The following is a 13737-nucleotide window of genomic DNA, read 5'->3' as shown; positions in this document are numbered from 1 at the left end:
CCGGGTGCGCGGCGCGGCCCGTCATGGTAGGCCGGCGACCTCGTCATAGGACGGCGTTCCGGGTTCGGGAACGTAGCTGCCGTCCCCGACACGCCGGGCTGCCGCGCTGATCGCGCCGAGGGCGACCCGGAACAGCAGCGAGCCCGTGCTGATGCGCGCGACCCCGACCTCGGCCAGGTCCCGCACCGGCACACCCGACTGGACCAGGACGTTCACCGGCGCGGGGATGTCGCGTGCGAGTGCGGCGATGGTGTCGAGCGGGATCGCCCCCGGCACGAACACGCCCGTGGCGCCCGCCGCGAGGTAGCGGTGCGACCGCGCGAGCGCCTCGCGGGTGCGCTCGGCCCGGTCGCCCTCCCCGCCGATCCAGAACGGGTCGGTGCGCGCGTTGAGGTAGAGCGCCGGCGCCGCAGCGGCGACCGCGGCGATCTTCCGGGCGGCCGCCTCGGGGTCGACGAGCCGGCCCGCGGCATCCGAGTCCTCGAGGTTGACGCCCACCACGCCGAGGCCGGCGAGCTCCGCCGCGTAGCGGCCCACCTCGTCGGGCTCGTCGGAGAATCCGGCCTCGATGTCGACGGTGACGGCGATACCGGCGCCGGTGATGCGCCGGGCGAGGTCGATGGTCTCGTCGGCGGTCTCGCCGGTGCCGTCGGCGCGGCCTGCGGCGAACGCGACGCCGAGGCTGGTCGTGCCGACCACGGGATGGCCGTCCGCGTGCAGCCACCGTGCCGACGCGAGGTCCCACGCGTTCGGGAGCACGAACGGTTCCCCGGGTCGATGCAACTCGCGGAACTCCGCCGGCGTCAGCATGCGCGCACCTCGTCGACGACGGCAGCGGCGATCGCGAGCGCCTGCGCCATGGCGGGGCAGGCGCGCGGACCGGCGCCGAACACCAGCGTCCGAGGATCCTGCGGTGCGCGGTCGGCGCCGTCGAGGCGGAGCACGAGCGCATGCCCGTCGGGCGCGAGCCGCCTCGTCTGCCGCACGGGCGGTGCGTCGCGCAGGACGGCGGCGAGGAGGTCGGCGGTCGGCACGCCCGTGTCCCGTGCGGCCGGCAGGCGCACCGCCGCGGTGATGAGCCCGGCGGTCGCGGCGTGGGCCTGCACGAGGAGTTGCACCCGCAGCGCGGGGTCGCCGTCGCGGTCGCCGGCCGCGCCGAGGAGCCGGGCCGCCGCGGCATCCGCCGCCGACGACGGGTCACCCGTCGGGTAGTGCGCCGCGAGCACCCCCACCAACGCGGGCGCGGCGTCGGGATCGGCGAAGCCGAGCCGAGCGGCGAGGCAGGCGACCGGCACGTGGGCGGCGACCGCTTCGATCCCGGCCGGCAGCATCGCCCGGGTCCGCGACGCCGCGTCGGCCGCGAGCTCGTCGACGTCGATCCCGGCGAGCAGCACCTCGAGGCGGCCCCGCCGCGCGGCGTGCGTCGCGCCGTTCACGAACCGGGACGTGTTCGCACGGAACTGCTCGCCCGGGCTGGTCGACGCGGCATCCGCCTCGGGCACGGTGTAGGCGGGATCCTCGAGGATGCGCTGGACTTCGGAGCGCTCGGCGACATCGGTCATGCCTCGACGCTACGCGCGGCACGCTTCGACGACGGACGAAGCTTGGCGGTCGTAACGTGGGGTCCATGCACGGAGACGCCGACCTCGCCACCCCCGGCCCGGCTGATGGGCGAGCCGGCCAGGGCCGCGATGCTCGTCGCGCTCCTCGACGGCCGTTCGCTGCCCGCGAGCGAGCTCGCCGCGATCGCGGGGGTGAAGGCCCCGACCGCGAGCGCGCACCTCGCGCAGCTCGTCGCCGGCGGGCTGGTGACCGACCGGCGGCTCGGCCGGCACCGGTACTTCACGCTCGCCGGACCCGAGGTCGCCGACGCGGTCGAGGCGCTGCAGCGCATCGCGCCCAGGCAGGCCGTCCGGTCGTACCGGCAGTCCGCGACGGCGGAGCGGCTCGCCGAGGCGCGCTCCTGCTACGACCACCTCGCCGGCCGCACCGCGCTGCGCCTGGCCGACGCACTCGTGGCCGAGGGGTCGCTGTCGCCGCTCGAGGCCGGGCGGACCGGGCGGATCCTCGACGCCGAGGGCGCGCTTGCGGCGACCCTGCACCTCGGTGCCGTCGACCCTGACGGGCGCAGGCCGGCGGTGCGCGGATGCCTCGACTGGACCGAGCGCCGGCCGCACATCGCCGGGCGACTCGGTGCTCACCTCCTCGACACCCTGCTCGCCGAGGGATGGGTGTCGCGCGTGGCCGGCGACCGCTCGCTGCGCGTCACGGACACGGGACGCGCGGCGCTCGTCGCACTCCGCTGACGACTCAGATCGCGATCGTGCCGCGCCGGTGCGACGGCGCCCCGTGCACCTCGCGGTGCAGGCGCTCCATGCGCGAATCGAGCTCCGCGGCGGTGTGCGCGGCGTCCGTCAGCCCGTCGAGGAGCTCCTGCGGCACCTGCCGATCGTACTTGTAGTAGATCTTGTGCTCGAGGCTCGCCCAGAAGTCCATCGCGATCGTGCGGATCTGCACCTCGACGGCGACCGGGTGCGCGCCCGTCGAGAGGAACACCGGGACCTCCACGATGAGGTGCAAGCTCTGGTAGCCGTTCTCCTTCGGCTCGGCGATGTAGTCCTTGACCTTGAGCACGCGGATGTCGGGCTGTTCGGTGAGGAGCTCGGCGAGCCGGTAGGCGTCGGAGACGAAGCTGCACGTCACCCGAACGCCCGCGATGTCGGTGATGGTGTCGCGGATCGTGTCGAACGTCGGCTCGATGCCCTTGCGCTGCATCTTGGCGATGACGCTGTCGAGGCTCTTCAACCGGCTCGAGATGTGCTCGATCGGGTTGTAGTCGTGGTTCTGGCTGAACTCCTCGCGCAGGATCGAGAGCTTCGTGATCACCTCGTCCATGCCGAACTTGTAGCGGAGCATGAAGCGCTCGGTCTCGTCGCGCAGGGCGCGCATCTCGTCGAGCGTGCGGCCGTCGATCGCCTCGAGGGTGCGTTGCGCCCGGGCCGTGAGGAGGTGCGGAGCCTCGGGGTGCCGTTGCGAGGGGATGCCATCGAGCGGGGTCACCTGCCCGACGCTACGGGGCGAACCTCGGGATTCCCTTTGACTCGGCCATGAGTCGGCGGGCCGACGACGCCTGACCCGGCCGCCCGGTGACGGCTGTCAAGCCCCTGTGGACGGGCGGTCCCAGCGCCTAGACAGGGGAGTGGCGCATCGATCCGCGCCGGAGAGGCGCATCGCATGCCGACCACCGACCTGTCCGTGCTCCTGCTGAACTGCACGCTCAAGCACGCCCCCGAGGCATCCAGCTGCCAGCTCATCGCGGAGCAGCTCCTCGGCGGCTTCGCCGGACATGGACTCGAGGGCGACATCGTGCGCGTGGTCGACGTCGACGTGGCGCCGGGCGTCGACGCCGACATGGGCGACGGCGACGAGTGGCCGGGCCTGCGCGAGCGCATCCTCGCGTCCGACATCCTCGTGGTCTGCACGCCGACCTGGCTCGGCCACATGTCGAGCGTGGCGCAGCGCGTGCTCGAACGACTCGATGCCGAGCTGTCCGCCACCGACGACGCGGGGCGACCGATCCTGTTCGGCCGCGTGGCGGTCACCGCCGTGCTCGGCAACGAGGACGGCGCGCACAAGATCACGGCCGACCTCCACCAGGCCCTCAACGACGTCGGGTTCACGATGCCGGCGCAGGGCGGCACGTACTGGAACGGCGCGGCGATGGAGAAGACCGACTACAAGGACCTCCCCGAGACCCCGGAGCCGGTCGCACAGGCCAACGCGACGCTCGTGCGGAACGCCGTGCACCTCGCGGGCCTCCTCGCCGAGCGTCCGTACCCCGCGACGCCAGGGTCCTGATCGGACCCGCTGATCAGGCCCTCGCGGATGTCGGCCGCGACTGGGAGGATTCGGGCATGACGGATGCCGCAACGCCCTCGGTCCTCCAGCTCCGCGTCGTCGTGGAGGCCGTCGACTACGACCAGGCGGTCGCGTTCTTCCGCGACACGCTCGGGCTGCCCGAGTACCTCGCCTTCGCCGAGGGCGGCGACGAGCGCGTCGTCATCCTCGATGCCGGCCGTGCCACGCTCGAGATCGCGAACCCCGTGCACAAGCAGGCGATCGACCGCATCGAGGCGGGCGGCGCCGAGAGCCCGCACATCCGGCTCGCGTTCGAGGTGACCGACACCGAGGGCGCCACGCGACGGCTCGAGGCCGCAGGCGGCCGCGTCGTCGCCGAGCCGGTCGTCACGCCGTGGCAGTCGCTGAACTCCCGGATCGACGCTCCGGCGGGCGTCCAGGTCACGCTGTTCCAGGAGCTCCTCGAGTCGGGCGAGCGCGCGGTGCTCGACGGGTTCTCGACGGATGACGAGCGGGCGTCCGCGGACGACTGACACGTCCCGCCACGGCATCCGCGGTCAGCTGACGGGACCGACGTAGCTCCAGCGTCCGCCCTCGCGCACGAAGGCGCTCGCCTCGTGCTGCTCGCCCCGCTTCCCGTCGTGCCGGTAGTACGCCGTGAACTCGACGATCCCGTCGCGGTCGAGCGGCCCGCCGCGCTCGCGCCGCACGACGTCGAGCCGGAACCAGCGCATCGCCGGGTCGAGCTCGAGCTCCGAGGGTCGGGTCGACGGATGCCACGTCGCGAGCAGGTAGGCGGAGTCGCCGACCACGAACGCCGAGTAGCGCGACCGCATGAGCTGCTCGGCCGTCGGGGCATCCGCCGCGCCACCCAGGAATCGTCCGCAGCACGCGCCGAACACCTCGCCGCTGAGGCAGGGGCAGCGGTCGCTCGGCGACGGCTTCGGGAAGGCGGCTGAGGCATCGGACATGGCCCCAGTATGCCCACGCGCAAACCATGCATGGACATGGATTGCACAGGGAAAAGTGAGGGACTGCCCAGTTTCGTCGTGCAGGGTGGGGGACTTGTGCCCTCGCTCGGAGGCGCGCCCCCCGATGATTCCCCGACGATTCCCCGTTCCGAGCATCTGTGAATCCATGCGAAACGACACTTCCTCCACGCACGCCCAGACCGACCCGAACTCCGTTCCCACCGACACCGGCGCGACCACGCGTCGCGACCTCCGCCGCCGACGCACCGGCCGCAAGCGCCTCGTCGTCGCGGGCGCCATCGCCGCTGCCGGCCTCCTCGTCGGCACCGGCTTCTCCGTGCAGAGCGCAGTGGCCACGCAGGAGCGGATCAACGCCACCCAGGCGCTCAACGCGACCAGCGGCTTCCGCCACGAGCAGCTCGGCGCCTACGCCGGCGTCGCGGCCGCGAAGGCCATCGACACCGCGAAGGACACCATCACGGCCGCGAACGAGACGCTCGCCGCCGCCGACGGCAAGGCCGACGCCTCGGGCCTCGCGGCCTCGGTCGCGTCGCTCAGCGACTACAAGACCATCTCGACCGAGAAGGTCGTCGACCTCACGAAGGTGACCCGCGCCGAGGCGGCCAAGACCGCCGCTGCGATCGCCGCATACGACCAGGCGCAGGCCGAGGCCGCCGCCGCGGCCGCCCAGGTGCTCGCGAACGCCAACACGCCCGACGGCGCCCGCGCGTACGCCGCCGACCTCGCCGCCTCCCAGTACGGCTGGGGCGGCGACCAGTTCCAGTGCCTCGACAAGCTGTGGCAGAAGGAGTCGGGCTGGAACTACCAGGCCTTCAACGCGTCGAGCGGCGCGACCGGCATCCCGCAGTCGCTGCCCGGCAGCAAGATGGCGACGGCCGGCGACGACTGGCAGACCAGCGCCGCCACGCAGATCCGCTGGGGTCTCGGCTACATCCAGAGCGCGTACGGCACGCCGTGCAGCGCGTGGTCGCACTCCCAGTCGGTGAACTGGTACTGATCCGGCGAACGACGGAATCGTGGGCGGGCCGGGGTCGTGGACCCCGGCCCGCTTCGTCGTCAGTCGAGGGTGACGAGGGGCGCCATCGTCGCGAGCTCGGGCCCGAGGCCGAGGTCGACGAGCTCGATCCGCCCGGCGTATCCGGCGGCCGGCTCGCGCAGCAGGCCGGCCTTCACCGCGCCGAAGGTGACGGTGATGTCGGCGCGGAGCACCGTGGGATCGGGCACGGTGCCGTCGTCGGGGTGGATGCCGCTCGGCAGGTCGACCGCGACCACCCGGATGCCGCCCGCCTCGACGACCGGCATCGCCGCGGCAACGAGATCCCGGGCTCGGCCGCGCAGCGCCGGGGATGCGCTCGTGCCCGTGCCGAGGATGCCGTCGACGATCACGGCCGCGTCGCCGAAGGCCGCCTCGGCGGCACGGTCGTCGGATGCCCCGACGAATCGCACGCCCGCGGCCTGAGCCGCGGCCGCTCCCTCGGCGTGCATCCGCTCGGACGTGGGGACCGCTGTCACCACGACGCCGGCCTCGGCGAGCTCGGCGCCGGCCCAGAGGGCGTCGCCGCCGTTGTCGCCGGAGCCGACGAGGAGCACGACCGGCCCTTCCGGCGCCTGCGCCTCGGCCAGCTCCCGCCGCAGCGTCGCCGCGAGGGCCGCCGCGGCCCGGCGCATGAGCGGCTCGCCCGCCGCGAGGTGCGGCGCCTCGGCAGCGCGGACCTGCGCGGCGGAGTAGCCGACGAGCATGGTCAGGCCGTCCGAGGATCCAGGAGCGCCCGGCGATCCGGGTGCCGGTCGAACCACTCGCCGACGTACCAGCAGCTCGGCACGATGCGGCGATCGGAGGTCGCCTCGACGTCGTCGACGGCGAACGCCACGAGCTCGCCGGCGAGACCGCTGCCGCGGTACGGCGGGTTGGTGAACGCGCGGGTGAACGCGACCGAGTCGCCGAGCACGCGGTAGTCGAGCACGCTCGCGATGTCGCCGTCGACGCGCAGCACGTAGCGCCGGGCATCCGGTTCGTGGCTCAGTTCCTTCAGCACCGCTTCAGGCTACGCCCGGTTCGCAGGTGCCTCGGCAGGGGCACCGCCCGGCGCGCCGCGCCGTCAGCGCCCGCGCAGCCGGTCGAGGTCGCGGCGCTCGCGCTTGGTGGGGCGCCCGGCTCCGCGGTCGCGCATGGGAACGGTCGGCACCGCTTCGCGGGGCGGCCGAGCCGGCGTGCGATCCTCGACCGCGGTGGCGGCGACGGTCGCCGACACGCGCTTCACGAGGGTCTGGCGCACCACCAGCATCCGGTCGAACCCGTCGACCCGCACCCGCACCTCGTCGCCCGGCCGCACCGGCTGCGCCGCCTTGGCCCGCTCGCCGTTGACGCGCACGTGCCCGGCGCGGCACGCGGCCGTCGCCGCCGAGCGAGTCTTGAACTGGCGCACCGCCCAGAGCCACGCGTCGATGCGCACGGGGTCCACGCGCTGGGGATCCACGCGCGCGGGGGAGTCGGCCATGCTGCCAGCCTACGACCGCGCGAACGACCACCAGATGAGCAGCATCGTCACGAGGAAGCCGACGGCGTAGTTGAGCGCGATGAACCGCCGCCATCCGCGGTTCGCCGTTCCCGACTCCGCATCGCTCACCGATCGGTACGGCCACGCGGTGACGACGTAGGGCAGCACGAGCAGCGCCGCGAGCGGCCCGGGCCAGGCGGTCGCGAGCATGAGCACGCCGGCCGTGATCCAGAGCCCGAGGGCGATCCGCACGGTCGCGCGGGCCCCGAACGCGGTCGCGATCGACGCGATGCCGGCCTCGCGGTCGGGAACGACGTCCTGCACGGCGCCGAACGCGTGGCTCGCCATGCCCCAGCAGAAGAACGCCGCGACGACGGCGACGAGCTGCGGGGTCGGCGCCGCCCCCGCCACCGCGAGCCCGTAGACGGCCGGGCTCACGAAGTGCGTGCTCGACGTGATGGAGTCGAGCACGGGCACCTCCTTGAACCGCAGCCCGGGCACCGAGTAGGCGAACACGGCGAACAGGCTCACCGCGAGCACGGCCCACGACCACGGATGCCCCGTGCCGCCCAGCCACAGCATCGCGACGATCAGCGGGGCCGCCGTGACGACGCCCGTCCAGACCACTGCGCGATGCAGGCGCGGCTCGAGGAGGGCGCCCTCCGAGCCGCCCTTGCGCGGATTGCGCAGGTCGGACTCGTAGTCGAACACGTCGTTCACGCCGTACATGAGCAGGTTGTAGGGGATGAGGAAGAACAGCGTGCCAACGACGAGCAGCGCGTCCACCGCCCCCGTCGTGAGGAGGTAGGCGGCCGCGAACGGGAACGCGGTGTTGATCCAGCTGATCGGACGCGACGACAGCACGACCTGTCGGATCACGTGGCGGGAGCCCTGGTGCACGACCTCAGTCTTCATCATGGCCGGCCCTCGACCTGCGCGAACGCGCGAGCGTCCAGATCGCCGGCACGAGCAGCACCGTGACGATCGGGTACGCGAAGTCCTCGATCGGCGCGAGCCCGATCGTCGGCCCGAGGCGCGTGCCGTCGGCGTAGCCGAACAGGCCCGCGGCGATCATGAGCGAGTCGAACACGCCGGTGAGCACGAGCACGAGCGCGCCCGCGAACCCGATCGCGAGCCACCGCCGGCGGCGTGCGGGTCGCGGCAGCCTCCGTGCCGCTGCGAGCGACAGCACGACCGCGACGGCGAGGAACGGCAGGCAGACGAGCGAGTAGGTCACGACGGCCTCCCGCCCGGGTGCGCGGCGGCGTCGGCCGGTCGCGGCGCGGCATCCGTCGCTCCCGGTCGCGTCGCGGCATCCGTCGTCGCATCGGATGCCGCGCGCGCTCCCTGCGCGGCAGACGGGCGTTCGAGCATCCGCTCGACCCCGAGCACCGCGACGAGGGAGAGGTAGCAGAGGAACACGAGGAACACGGGTTCCTCGAGCGGCAGCTCGGGCGCCAGCAGCACGCCGGTGGCCCAGGGCGAGTCGCCGCGGAAGAACACGCCGAAGCCGATGCCCGCGAGGTCCCAGGCGAGCAGCACGAGCGTGCCCGCGCCGACCGCGAGCGCCGATGCGGCGGGCGCACGCCGGAACGCCAGCCGCCAGCGTACGTCGATGAGGGCCATCGCGGCGATCGAGAGCACGAGCGCGCCGAGGTAGGTGAATCCGGTCATCCGCGGTTCCCGTCGAGTACGGGGCTGTCGAGATCGCGTGCGGGGGCGTCGAGGAGGTCGGCGACCCCGGAGGGCGGGAACGGGCGCTCGAGGCGCGGGCCGGGCTCGGGCAGCGGCCCGCTGGACCGGTCGCCGCGCACGCGCTTCAGCACGTTCTCGGCTCCGATGAGGCACATCGGCAGCCCGATCCCCGGCACGCTCGACCCGCCCGCGTAGTACAGGCCGCGCACGCGACGGGAGCGGTTGGACCCGCGCAGGAACGCGCTCTGGCGCAGCGTGTGCGCCGGGCCGAGGGCGCCGCCGCGCCAGGAGTGGAGCTGCTCGGCGAAGTCCGCCGGCCCGACGGTGCGGCGCACGACGATGCGGCGGGCGAGATCCGCGGCGCCCGTCGCCGAGGCGATGCGGGCGACGGCGCGGTCGGTCGTGTCCTCGACGAGCCGGTCGCCGGCGCCGTCCTCGCCGCCTCGTCCGATCGACACGTCGGCGGGCACTGGGATGAGCACGAAGAGGTTCGTGTCGCCGGCCGGCGCGACGGTCGGATCGGTGGCGCTCGGCATGCAGGCGTAGAACGACGCCGGATCGGGGATGCCGGGGTCGTCGCCGAAGATGCGGTCGAAGTTCGCGTCCCAGTCCTCGGTGAAGAAGAGGGTGTGGTGGGCGAGTCCCGGCACCGGCCCGCGCACCCCGAGCATCGCGAGCACCGCGCCGGGGCCCGACGTGCGCCGCTCCCACCACGACTCGTGGTACGTCTGCGCATGCCGGGGGAGCAGCTCGGTCTCGGTGTGGTGCAGGTCGGCGGCCGACACGACCCGGTCGGCGGCGGCGCGATGCACCGACCCGGTGGCGTCGACGTAGCGAACGCCCGTGACCGACGGCGTCGCGTCGCCCGTCACCTCGATCGCCTCGACCCGCGCCTCGGTGACGACCTCGACGCCGGCTGCGGCGGCGATCCCGGCGATCCGCGCCATGAGCCCCCCGAACCCGCCCTGCGGGTAGAACACGCCCTCCTCGAGGTCCATGTGGCTCATGAGGTGGTACATCGCGGGCGTGGCCGACGGCGACGAGCCGAGGAACACCGCGGGGTACCCGAGCACCTGGCGGAGTCGGCGGTCGCGCACCGCGTGCGCGGCGAACCGGTCGAGCGGCGTGGTGAGCAGCCGAGCGAGCCGACCTGCCCGCCCGAGCACCTCGGGTGCGAGGAACGCCCGCGGGTCGTCGAAGTTCGTGTAGAGGAACCGTCGCACCGCCACGTCGTAGGTCGACGCAGCCGAGTCGAGGTAGCGCTCGAGCGCGGCGCCTCCGCCCGGCTCGACCGACTCGAACAGCTCGATGTTCTCGTCGCGCGTCGCGCGCACGTCGAGCGGCGCGTCGTAGCCGTCGGCGTAGACCCGGTACCCGGGGTCGAGGCGCACGAGCTCGAGCTGCTCGGCTGCGCTCGTGCCGAACATCCGGAAGAAGTGGTCGAAGACGTCGGGCATCAGGTACCACGACGGGCCCGTGTCGAAGCGGAAGCCCCGCCGCTCCCACGTGCCGGCCCGTCCGCCCAGCTGGGCGCGGGCCTCGAGCAGCGTCACCCGGTGCCCGTCGCGGGCGAGGAGCGCCGCGGACGCCAGCCCGGCGATGCCGCCGCCGACGACCACGATGCGCTCGGATGCCGCGGTCATCGCACGACCCCGCCGGGCGCGATGGCCGACCGCACGGCGATCGCGAGCTTCTCGGGATCGGGCACGCGGATGCGCGTCGCGATGAGGCGCTCGGCCGGCGTCTCCCGGCAGCGCTCGGCCAGACGCGAGAAGAGCCCGTGCGCCGCGGCGACCGCCGCACGGGCCCGGCGCGGCAGCTCGCGGATGGTGCGACCCGAGATCTCGAGGTCGCGGTCGATGTCCGCGAGGATGGCGGCCTTGTCGGACTCGGTGAACGCGTCGGGGTCGACCCACGGGAAGTAGTTGCGGCCGAGCTCCTGCCAGTCCACCGCGAGGTCGCGCAGGAAGTTGACCTTCTGGAACGCGGCGCCGAGGTGGGCGGCGCCCTCCTCGAGGCGCGCCCGGCGCGCGGCATCCGCCGGCTCGTCCATGAGGAACACGGCCAGGCACATGAGCCCGACCACCTCGGCCGAGCCGTGGATGTACGGCGCGACCTCCTCGTCGCGGATCGGCGACGGGTCGAGGTCGCGCCGCATCGACGCGAAGAACGGCCGGGTGAGGTGCACGCCGATGCCCGCGTCGCGGGCGGTGACGGCGAACGCGTGCACGACGAGGTTGGCGGAGTAGCCGCGCCGCATCGCCGCCTCGGTCTCGGACTCGAGCTCGTCGAGCACGTCGAGCAGCTCGCCGTCGTCGAGTCCCGCCGCCCTGGCGGTGCCGTCGACGACCTCGTCGGCCACGCGCACGAGGGCGTAGATCGAGCGGATGCGGCGGCGCGAACCGGGATCGAGCAGGCGCGCCGCCGCGCCGAACGACGTGGAGTACCGGCCGATGACCACGGCCGCACTCGCCTCGGCCGCGTGGTCGTAGCGGTCGAGAGGCGTGGACTCGCGGTTCATCGCGCCCGCTCCGCCGCCCGCTGCGCGAGGTCGCCCAGCTCGGCCCGCAGCGCGGCGGGCAGGTCCTCGGCGTCGAGCTCGTACCGCGCGAGCGTCACGTACTCGTCAGCCAGTCGTCGCGCCGCCTCGAGCGCCCCGCACGCGCGCAGCGCCTGGCGCATCACGTCGGCGCCCTCGTCGTCGAGGTCGGGGTCGCCGAGGCGGGACGCGATCGCGGGCCACGCGTCGGTGGTCGCCGCGTGCGCCGTGAGCGCCGTCTGCTTGCCCTCGCGCAGGTCGGATGCCGCGGACTTGCCGGTGATCGCCGGGTCGCCGAACACGCCGAGGATGTCGTCGGTGATCTGGAACGCGACGCCCACGAGCCGGCCGTAGCGGGCGAGCGCGCCGATCGCACCGTCGCCGGCGCCGGCCAGCACGGCCCCGGCCGTGAGCGGGCACTCGAACGAGTACACCGCCGTCTTCTGCTCGAGGGTGGCCACGACGCGCGCCACCTCGGGCGGATGGTGCGAGCCGGCGTGCACGACGTCGGCGAGCTCGCCGGCCGCCGACACGAACACGGCCCGGTCGAGGATGTCGAGGAGCGCCGCCCTGCGGTCGGGATCCACGGGCAGCGTGGCGATCTCGCGGTGCGCGCGACTCAGCGCGAGGTCGCCCGCCAGCACCGCCGCGGTCTCGCCCCACACCTCGCAGGCGCGGTCGTCGGCGCCGTGCGCACGAGCCCGCCCCGCGAAGCGCGCGGCGATGTTCGGGGCGCCACGGCGCACGGTGTCGCGGTCGATGACGTCGTCGTGGATGAGGAACGCCGTGTGCAGCAGCTCGAACGCGATCGCGACCCGCGTCGCGACGTGCCGGTCGTCGCCGCCGAGCCCCTGGTAGGCGGCGTAGACGAGCTTCGGGCGGATGCGCTTGCCGCCCGAGCTCTGCTGCTCGAGCGACTCCCACAGCGCCGCGTAGTGCTGCCCGTACTCGCCTGCGCGCGTGCGTGCGTCGGCGAAGAACGCACGCAGCTCCTCGTCGACCGAGGGGGAGAGCAGGTCGGTCACCGGAACAGCTCCAGCTCTCGCGCCTGCAGCACGAGCCACGGGCTGAACGCCCACGGCGCGGACTCGACGGCGCGCACGAGGTCGTGCGGCGGGATCCACGCGAACTCGGCGACCTCGCGCGGGTTCGGATCGGGTTCGTCGTCGGTGGTGGCCACGTACACCGGGCACACCTCGTTCTCGACGATGCCGTTCGCGTCGGTCGCGCGGTAGCGGAACAGGGGGAGCGCGAGCTCCACGTCGCCGAGGTCGATGCCGAGCTCGTGGTCGGCGCGGCGGCGCACGGCGGCGGTGAGGGACTCGGCCGGCTTCGGGTGCCCGCAGAACGAGTTGGTCCAGACGCCGGGCCAGGCCTGCTTGGAGAGCGCCCGGCGGGTCACGAGGACCTCGCCGAGCGCGTTCACGACGTGGCACGAGAACGCGAGGTGCAGGGCGGTGTCGGGTCCGTGGGCCGCGCTCTTCGGCGCACGGCCGATGGGGGCGCCCGCCTCGTCGAGCAGCACGACCTCGTCCTCGATCGCATCGATGGTCTGGGACATGGCTCCTCCAGCGTGTCGACATGAATTCACTAACTTGGTTAGTGATTTGACGATAGCATCGGCGTATGCCGAAGGGAACAACCGAAAGTCGGAGTGACGACCACTACTGGTACGGTCGCGTCGACGAGTCGGCCCTCGAGGTGCTCGAGGCGGTCCGCCGGCACCGCGCCGCAGAGGCACTCATGCGCCGGCGGATGCGCGACGACATGGACATGGGCGACACCGACCTCGCCGCGCTGCGGTGGCTCATCCGGGAGGAGCGCGACGGACGCCCCGCCACGAGTGCCGGCCTCTCCCGGGCCCTCGGCATCACCACGGCCGCGACCGTGAAGGTGGTCGCGCGGTTGAGCGAGGGCGGCTACATCGAGCGCACGCGGCATCCGTCGGACCGCCGGGTGCTGCTGCTCGGCACGCTGCCCGGCGCCCACGAGCGCGTGCGCAAGGCGCTCGGCCCGATGCACGAGCGGATGCTGCGACTCGCGTCGTCCTTCGACCACGCCGAGCGCGAGGTGATCGTCCGCTTCCTCGACGGCCTCGTCGAGGTCGTCGACGCCGCCCCCGACACCGACCCGGCATGACCCGGGATTGCGGTCG

19 protein-coding genes are annotated in these 13737 nt (G+C 73.6%); 5 read left to right on the top strand and 14 right to left on the bottom strand.

Translation table 11 applies throughout. The features are described 5' to 3' along the window. Positions 1–21: 21 nt before the first annotated feature. Both FYC51_RS18535 and FYC51_RS18530 read right to left on the bottom strand, forming a co-directional pair. Complete coding sequence (locus FYC51_RS18535; RefSeq protein ID WP_148735213.1) at positions 22–810, bottom strand: isocitrate lyase/PEP mutase family protein; 789 nt, start codon at positions 808–810, stop codon at positions 22–24. Next, positions 804–1562, bottom strand: coding sequence for a hypothetical protein (locus tag FYC51_RS18530; protein ID WP_148735212.1), 759 nt, complete (start codon positions 1560–1562; stop codon positions 804–806). Before FYC51_RS18530 ends, FYC51_RS18535 begins: the two co-directional genes overlap by 7 nt. Before the next feature lie 105 nt (positions 1563–1667). Here FYC51_RS18530 and FYC51_RS18525 point away from each other — a divergent pair, with 105 nt between their 5' ends. After that, positions 1668–2306 (top strand): ArsR/SmtB family transcription factor, encoded by a 639-nt coding sequence (locus tag FYC51_RS18525; RefSeq protein WP_148735211.1) that lies wholly within the window; start codon positions 1668–1670, stop codon positions 2304–2306. Positions 2307–2310: 4 nt separating this feature from the next. Here FYC51_RS18525 and FYC51_RS18520 read toward each other — a convergent pair whose 3' ends face one another. After that, the gene (locus FYC51_RS18520; protein ID WP_148735401.1) at positions 2311–2949 is read right to left on the bottom strand and encodes a GTP pyrophosphokinase; all 639 of its coding nucleotides are present in this window, start codon (positions 2947–2949) and stop codon (positions 2311–2313) included. 285 nt (positions 2950–3234) lie between these two features. Between FYC51_RS18520 and FYC51_RS18515 the strand changes: the two genes are divergently transcribed. Both FYC51_RS18515 and FYC51_RS18510 read left to right on the top strand, forming a co-directional pair. After that, positions 3235–3858, top strand: coding sequence for a flavodoxin family protein (locus FYC51_RS18515; protein ID WP_148735210.1), 624 nt, complete (start codon positions 3235–3237; stop codon positions 3856–3858). A gap of 56 nt (positions 3859–3914) precedes the next feature. Next, on the top strand, positions 3915–4391 hold the full coding sequence (locus FYC51_RS18510; protein ID WP_148735209.1) for a VOC family protein: 477 nt from the start codon (positions 3915–3917) through the stop codon (positions 4389–4391). 24 nt (positions 4392–4415) lie between these two features. Here the strand turns inward: FYC51_RS18510 and FYC51_RS18505 are convergent, their stop codons facing one another. Then, positions 4416–4829, bottom strand: a complete 414-nt coding sequence (locus FYC51_RS18505; protein WP_148735208.1) for a YchJ family protein — start codon at positions 4827–4829, stop codon at positions 4416–4418. A gap of 166 nt (positions 4830–4995) precedes the next feature. Here FYC51_RS18505 and FYC51_RS19685 point away from each other — a divergent pair, with 166 nt between their 5' ends. Continuing rightward, complete coding sequence (locus FYC51_RS19685) at positions 4996–5847, top strand: aggregation-promoting factor C-terminal-like domain-containing protein (RefSeq protein ID WP_238476453.1); 852 nt, start codon at positions 4996–4998, stop codon at positions 5845–5847. Between the two features lie 59 nt (positions 5848–5906). Here FYC51_RS19685 and FYC51_RS18495 read toward each other — a convergent pair whose 3' ends face one another. The 10 genes from FYC51_RS18495 to idi form a co-directional block, all read right to left on the bottom strand. Continuing rightward, the gene (locus tag FYC51_RS18495; RefSeq protein ID WP_148735207.1) at positions 5907–6590 is read right to left on the bottom strand and encodes an NAD(P)H-hydrate epimerase; all 684 of its coding nucleotides are present in this window, start codon (positions 6588–6590) and stop codon (positions 5907–5909) included. 2 nt (positions 6591–6592) lie between these two features. Beyond that, complete coding sequence (locus FYC51_RS18490) at positions 6593–6886, bottom strand: GNAT family N-acetyltransferase (RefSeq protein ID WP_148735206.1); 294 nt, start codon at positions 6884–6886, stop codon at positions 6593–6595. A gap of 63 nt (positions 6887–6949) precedes the next feature. After that, positions 6950–7348: an RNA-binding S4 domain-containing protein gene (locus tag FYC51_RS18485; RefSeq protein ID WP_148735205.1), complete on the bottom strand. Its 399-nt coding sequence runs from the start codon at positions 7346–7348 to the stop codon at positions 6950–6952. A gap of 9 nt (positions 7349–7357) precedes the next feature. After that, positions 7358–8266: a prenyltransferase gene (locus tag FYC51_RS18480; RefSeq protein ID WP_238476452.1), complete on the bottom strand. Its 909-nt coding sequence runs from the start codon at positions 8264–8266 to the stop codon at positions 7358–7360. Continuing rightward, the gene (locus FYC51_RS18475; protein WP_148735204.1) at positions 8253–8585 is read right to left on the bottom strand and encodes a lycopene cyclase domain-containing protein; all 333 of its coding nucleotides are present in this window, start codon (positions 8583–8585) and stop codon (positions 8253–8255) included. Before FYC51_RS18475 ends, FYC51_RS18480 begins: the two co-directional genes overlap by 14 nt. Then, the gene (locus FYC51_RS18470) at positions 8582–9022 is read right to left on the bottom strand and encodes a lycopene cyclase domain-containing protein (RefSeq protein WP_148735203.1); all 441 of its coding nucleotides are present in this window, start codon (positions 9020–9022) and stop codon (positions 8582–8584) included. The genes FYC51_RS18475 and FYC51_RS18470 overlap by 4 nt, the downstream gene beginning before the upstream one ends. Then, positions 9019–10686: a phytoene desaturase family protein gene (gene crtI, locus FYC51_RS18465; protein ID WP_187432724.1), complete on the bottom strand. Its 1668-nt coding sequence runs from the start codon at positions 10684–10686 to the stop codon at positions 9019–9021. Before crtI ends, FYC51_RS18470 begins: the two co-directional genes overlap by 4 nt. After that, a complete protein-coding gene (locus FYC51_RS19680; RefSeq protein WP_187432723.1) occupies positions 10683–11564 on the bottom strand; it encodes a phytoene/squalene synthase family protein in 882 nt (293 codons plus the stop codon). The genes crtI and FYC51_RS19680 overlap by 4 nt, the downstream gene beginning before the upstream one ends. Then, positions 11561–12607, bottom strand: coding sequence for a polyprenyl synthetase family protein (locus FYC51_RS18460; protein ID WP_187432722.1), 1047 nt, complete (start codon positions 12605–12607; stop codon positions 11561–11563). The genes FYC51_RS19680 and FYC51_RS18460 overlap by 4 nt, the downstream gene beginning before the upstream one ends. Beyond that, positions 12604–13143 carry an isopentenyl-diphosphate Delta-isomerase gene (idi, locus tag FYC51_RS18455; protein WP_187432721.1) on the bottom strand — a complete coding sequence of 180 codons (540 nt, stop codon included), beginning with the start codon at positions 13141–13143 and terminating at the stop codon, positions 12604–12606. Before idi ends, FYC51_RS18460 begins: the two co-directional genes overlap by 4 nt. A 65-nt stretch (positions 13144–13208) precedes the next feature. Here idi and FYC51_RS18450 point away from each other — a divergent pair, with 65 nt between their 5' ends. After that, positions 13209–13721, top strand: a complete 513-nt coding sequence (locus tag FYC51_RS18450; protein ID WP_148735201.1) for a MarR family winged helix-turn-helix transcriptional regulator — start codon at positions 13209–13211, stop codon at positions 13719–13721. The last annotated feature ends 16 nt before the right edge of the window (positions 13722–13737 follow it).

The sequence above is a fragment of the Agromyces mariniharenae genome (assembly GCF_008122505.1).
Lineage (GTDB): Bacteria > Actinomycetota > Actinomycetes > Actinomycetales > Microbacteriaceae > Agromyces > Agromyces mariniharenae.
Note: the sequence above shows the minus strand (reverse complement) of the source record. Positions and strands in the feature narration are given on the sequence as shown.

Bases quoted from the DNA above. Each gene is read 5' to 3' on its own strand.
- FYC51_RS18480 (WP_238476452.1), bottom strand. From the start codon at position 8,266: ATGATGAAGACTGAGGTCGTGCACCAGGGCTCCCGCCACGTGATCCGA.
- idi (WP_187432721.1), bottom strand. From the start codon at position 13,143: ATGTCCCAGACCATCGATGCGATCGAGGACGAGGTCGTGCTGCTCGAC.
- FYC51_RS18510 (WP_148735209.1), top strand. From the start codon at position 3,915: ATGACGGATGCCGCAACGCCCTCGGTCCTCCAGCTCCGCGTCGTCGTG.
- FYC51_RS18535 (WP_148735213.1), bottom strand. From the start codon at position 810: ATGCTGACGCCGGCGGAGTTCCGCGAGTTGCATCGACCCGGGGAACCG.
- FYC51_RS18515 (WP_148735210.1), top strand. From the start codon at position 3,235: ATGCCGACCACCGACCTGTCCGTGCTCCTGCTGAACTGCACGCTCAAG.
- crtI (WP_187432724.1), bottom strand. From the start codon at position 10,686: ATGACCGCGGCATCCGAGCGCATCGTGGTCGTCGGCGGCGGCATCGCC.
- FYC51_RS18470 (WP_148735203.1), bottom strand. From the start codon at position 9,022: ATGACCGGATTCACCTACCTCGGCGCGCTCGTGCTCTCGATCGCCGCG.
- FYC51_RS18520 (WP_148735401.1), bottom strand. From the start codon at position 2,949: ATGCGCGCCCTGCGCGACGAGACCGAGCGCTTCATGCTCCGCTACAAG.
- FYC51_RS18450 (WP_148735201.1), top strand. From the start codon at position 13,209: ATGCCGAAGGGAACAACCGAAAGTCGGAGTGACGACCACTACTGGTAC.
- FYC51_RS18530 (WP_148735212.1), bottom strand. From the start codon at position 1,562: ATGACCGATGTCGCCGAGCGCTCCGAAGTCCAGCGCATCCTCGAGGAT.
- FYC51_RS18495 (WP_148735207.1), bottom strand. From the start codon at position 6,590: ATGCTCGTCGGCTACTCCGCCGCGCAGGTCCGCGCTGCCGAGGCGCCG.
- FYC51_RS19685 (WP_238476453.1), top strand. From the start codon at position 4,996: ATGCGAAACGACACTTCCTCCACGCACGCCCAGACCGACCCGAACTCC.
- FYC51_RS18525 (WP_148735211.1), top strand. From the start codon at position 1,668: ATGGGCGAGCCGGCCAGGGCCGCGATGCTCGTCGCGCTCCTCGACGGC.
- FYC51_RS18505 (WP_148735208.1), bottom strand. From the start codon at position 4,829: ATGTCCGATGCCTCAGCCGCCTTCCCGAAGCCGTCGCCGAGCGACCGC.
- FYC51_RS18485 (WP_148735205.1), bottom strand. From the start codon at position 7,348: ATGGCCGACTCCCCCGCGCGCGTGGATCCCCAGCGCGTGGACCCCGTG.
- FYC51_RS19680 (WP_187432723.1), bottom strand. From the start codon at position 11,564: ATGAACCGCGAGTCCACGCCTCTCGACCGCTACGACCACGCGGCCGAG.